The organism is Mucilaginibacter sp. (assembly GCF_036383575.1).
Taxonomy (GTDB): Bacteria; Bacteroidota; Bacteroidia; order Sphingobacteriales; family Sphingobacteriaceae; genus Mucilaginibacter.
Map to the genome: position 1 here is coordinate 1 of NZ_DASVOB010000071.1, position 3,766 is coordinate 3,766.

7 protein-coding genes are annotated in these 3,766 nt (G+C 42.3%); 4 read left to right on the top strand and 3 right to left on the bottom strand.

The annotated features are described in order from the left end of the window. Window positions 1-424 (bottom strand): SIS domain-containing protein (locus VF500_RS02430; RefSeq protein ID WP_330858154.1); only part of this gene is annotated, 424 nt, incomplete at its 3' end. Window positions 425-447: 23 nt separating this feature from the next. After that, entirely contained in the window at window positions 448-1,224 is a 777-nt protein-coding gene (gene kdsA, locus VF500_RS02435) for a 3-deoxy-8-phosphooctulonate synthase (protein ID WP_330858155.1), read from the bottom strand. Between the two features lie 177 nt (window positions 1,225-1,401). On the opposite strand from kdsA, the gene VF500_RS02440 reads away from it, so the two are divergent. The 4 genes from VF500_RS02440 (at window position 1,402) to VF500_RS02455 (ending at window position 3,290) form a co-directional block, all read left to right on the top strand. Next, a complete protein-coding gene (locus VF500_RS02440; RefSeq protein WP_121225426.1) occupies window positions 1,402-1,725 on the top strand; it encodes an ArsR/SmtB family transcription factor in 324 nt (107 codons plus the stop codon). A gap of 11 nt (window positions 1,726-1,736) precedes the next feature. Continuing rightward, complete coding sequence (locus VF500_RS02445; protein ID WP_330858156.1) at window positions 1,737-2,156, top strand: VOC family protein; 420 nt, start codon at window positions 1,737-1,739, stop codon at window positions 2,154-2,156. A gap of 121 nt (window positions 2,157-2,277) precedes the next feature. Next, a complete protein-coding gene (locus tag VF500_RS02450; protein ID WP_330858157.1) occupies window positions 2,278-2,766 on the top strand; it encodes a VOC family protein in 489 nt (162 codons plus the stop codon). 23 nt (window positions 2,767-2,789) lie between these two features. Next, window positions 2,790-3,290, top strand: coding sequence for an SRPBCC family protein (locus VF500_RS02455; protein ID WP_330858158.1), 501 nt, complete (start codon window positions 2,790-2,792; stop codon window positions 3,288-3,290). A gap of 65 nt (window positions 3,291-3,355) precedes the next feature. Here VF500_RS02455 and VF500_RS02460 read toward each other — a convergent pair whose 3' ends face one another. Beyond that, window positions 3,356-3,565, bottom strand: a complete 210-nt coding sequence (locus tag VF500_RS02460; RefSeq protein WP_330858159.1) for a cysteine-rich CWC family protein — start codon at window positions 3,563-3,565, stop codon at window positions 3,356-3,358. Window positions 3,566-3,766 lie beyond the last annotated feature (201 nt).

The window sequence follows — 3,766 nt, forward strand, 5'->3', positions numbered from 1 at the left end:
CTTCTCGTTCAATTTTTATATTAAGATGATAGCTACAGTTTTTGGCAACGGTTGATGCCGGATTACCGGTTATGGCAATCATAACATTCTTATTCCACTTTAAATATGGTATAAGCTTCAGCACTTCATCAGTTTCGCCCGAATAGGAAATCAGCAAAACAACGTCAGTAGAACTTACCATGCCTAAATCGCCGTGAAAAGCCTCGCCCGGGTGTAAAAAGAAACTTGGCGTGCCTGTACTGGACAGCGTAGCTGCGATCTTTTTGCCGATAAGCCCGGATTTGCCAATGCCAATAACAACCAGTTTACCTGTTGATTTAAGGATGACATCAACCACTCTTGGAAATTCGTCGTCAATTAAACCGGCCACATGTTGCAGCGATTCTATCTCAATATCAAAAACTCTTTTTGCTATATCTTTCATAGATCCCGACACTCGTATAAAACTTACCCAACCAACGGCGCTAAAACTTTATCCAGTTCATGCAGCTTAACCATGTTAGGGCCATCGCTCAAGGCATTGTCAGGATCGGGATGCGTTTCTAAAAAGTAGCCATCAGCTCCAAAAGCTTTAGCAGCAAGGGCCATCATGGGCACAAAAGTACGGTCGCCGCCTGTTTTGCCGCCGGCTCCGCCAGGGCGTTGAACCGAATGCGTACAATCCATGCAAACCGGGTAACCGAAAGCCTTCATATCATAAATATTCCTAAAATCGACAGCTAAATTATTATAGCCATACATATTGCCACGCTCGGTTAATATCACCTGGTTATTGCCGGCCTCAATAACTTTTTGAGCGGGATAAAACATATCATGCCCCGAAAGGAACTGGGCTTTTTTTACATTAACAATTTTACCGGTCTGTGCAGCCGCAACCAACAGATCTGTTTGGCGGCATAAAAACGCCGGAATCTGCAATATATCTGCAACTTCGGCTACTATGGCAGCCTGAAATGGTTCATGAATATCTGTAGTAACAGGCAAGCCAAAACGTTCTTTAACTTTTAAAAGCATTTCCATGCCTTTTTCCAAACCGGGACCACGATACGAGTGGATTGACGTACGATTGGCTTTATCAAATGACGATTTAAAGATCACCGGGACATTGTATTTCTGCCCGGCCTCGGCTACTTTTTCGGCAACGGTATATAATAACTCCTGGTTTTCCATTACACACGGACCAAGAATAAAGAACGGTTTTTGACTTATTTGTTCAAACAGCATATTGTTAGGGTCTATTATCGGCCACAAAGATGCTGATTTTTTTGAGAAGTAGTTAGTGTATCCAGCTCATCCACCTCTCCCCGCTTTGCTATCTAAATAAAATATTAAGAAAAATTTGCGTAAGTGATTGCTTACATGTAAATTTGTAAGCAATCACTTACATATCATGTTAATTAGATGAGAAGAGATGTTTTCCAAGCTATTGCCGACCCTACCCGCAGAGATATCATTAACCTGATAGCGTTTAAACCGATGAACCTGAATGCTATAGCGGATAATTTTGATGTAAGCCGCCCCGCCATATCACAACATATAAAAATTTTAACCGAGTGCGGCCTCATAGCCATCAAGAAGCAGGGCCGTGAAAGGTATTGCGAACCCAGGTTGAAGCAACTCAACGAGGTTGCGCAATGGGTGGAGCGTTACCGCAAAGTTTGGGAAGAAAAATTTGATGCGCTTGACAACCTGCTTGAGGAATTAAAAAACAACGATAACCAATAAAATCAACAATTATGACAAAGCAATTCTGGATCAACCTGCCTGTAAAAGATGTAAATGTGTCAAAAGAGTTTTTCAGCAAACTCGGCTTTAGGTTTAACTCCCAATTTGGTAATGGGCCAAATTCTGCAGCGATGCAGGTTGGCGAAAAGGATGTTACGGTAATGCTTTTTGACGAAGCTACCTTTAAAGGTTTTGTAGAAAATTGTGGCCTTGCAGATACAGCACAAGGCGTAGAGGTACTGTTATCTATTGATGCCGAAAACAAGGAAGAAGTTGATGAACTGGCTCAAAAAGCAATTGAAGCCGGTGGCAAAAGCAACCATAAGCCCCGGGAAATGGATGGCTGGATGTACGGCTGCCTGTTTACCGATCCCGACGGCCATAGCTGGAATGTGCTTTATATGGATATGAGCAAAATGCCAAGGGGATAAAAAATCAATTTGTCGCTAACGCCCCCTTATCTCGTCGTTTTTGCCCGCTATCGGCCCCTCCCGTTGCTGCTAACTTTGAGTTATCAAAAGCAACAAATTATAACCAATAAAACAAAAACCAATGGCAACATTTAAAGCAACCCAAAAAGTAACCCCTTTTTTATGGTTCAATGGTAACCTTGAAGAGGCATTGAAATTTTACACTTCGGTATTTAAAAATTCAGAAAGCGAGTTGAGTTCCCTTACCGATCCCGGCAATGGTCGTAAAATGATCGTTGGGACATTCCGGATAGAAGATCAGCAGTTTTTAGCTTTAGATGGCGGGCCGATGTTCAATTTTTCGCCTGCTACTTCCTTTTATATCAACTGCAAAACTCAAGAGGAAATTGATTACTTGTGGGAAGCACTACCTGCCGACGGTGGCAAAACCAATCAATGCGGCTGGCTGGACGATAAATTCGGCGTTACCTGGCAAATTGTTCCGGAAGTAATGAGCGAATTACTTTATAACAACGAGAATCCTGAAAAAGCCAAAAGGGTCATGAGCGCCATGATGCAGATGACCAAAATGGACATTAAGCTTTTGCAGGAAGCTTATGACAACGATTAACCAATCACCTAAATAAAAACACTATGATCACCACAAAAAATCAAACCGGCATTAAAGCCGAACCAGGTAAACAGGAGCTTTTTATAACCCGCGAATTTGAAGCACCACGCGAACTTGTTTTTAAAGCTTTTACAGACCCTGATCTTATTGTTAGATGGCTCGGCCCGCGCGAACTTAAAATGCGCATTGATAAATATGACTGCCGTAGCGGAGGCTCTTATCGCTATATTCATACCGATCCTGCCGGCAACGACTACGGTTTTCATGGTGTGATACATGATGTAACCACACCTGAAAGAATTATCCAAACGTTTGAGTTTGAAGGATTACCTGAAAGCGGCCATGTTACGCTCGAAACTGCCAGGTTTGAAGCTTTGCCCGGTAATCGCACCAAGGTAACTATACAATCTGTTTTTCAATCAGTTGCCGATCGTGATGGCATGCTGCAATCGGGCATGGAACGTGGGGTAAATGATTCGCACTGGCGTTTGGATGAATTGTTTGAAGCGGGAGAAATTGCATAGAAGCTAAAAGCAGAAGTCATAAAGCTTAAGACTAAAGGTCTGATTACAATCAAAAATTTGTATTATTAAGTACCCTTTTTGATTGCTTCGAGTATCGTTTTCATTTTCCCCTGAACTGCAGTTGTACTGATCTCATGCTTCATCACCATCAGGCATTTGCGGCATAGGCAATCAGGGTATGTCAAGCGGATATAATCGCGTTCCTGGTCAGTGAAGCTGATACCCTGGCACTGGCATAACAGGATGCTGCCCACTTTGCATTCAAAAGGTTCCATACACCTCGGGCAATGTTTATTTTCATGCTTTGTCATATGATGCATATAAAACTGCAGTGTACCCATAACAGGTACACTGCAGTTAAATCATTAAGCAGTTACATTATTGATCACACTTTCTCGGATGGCTTTTGCAGCCTCAACCATTTCAATTAACGCCTTTTTAGTTTCATCCCAGCCACGTGTTATTAAACCACAATC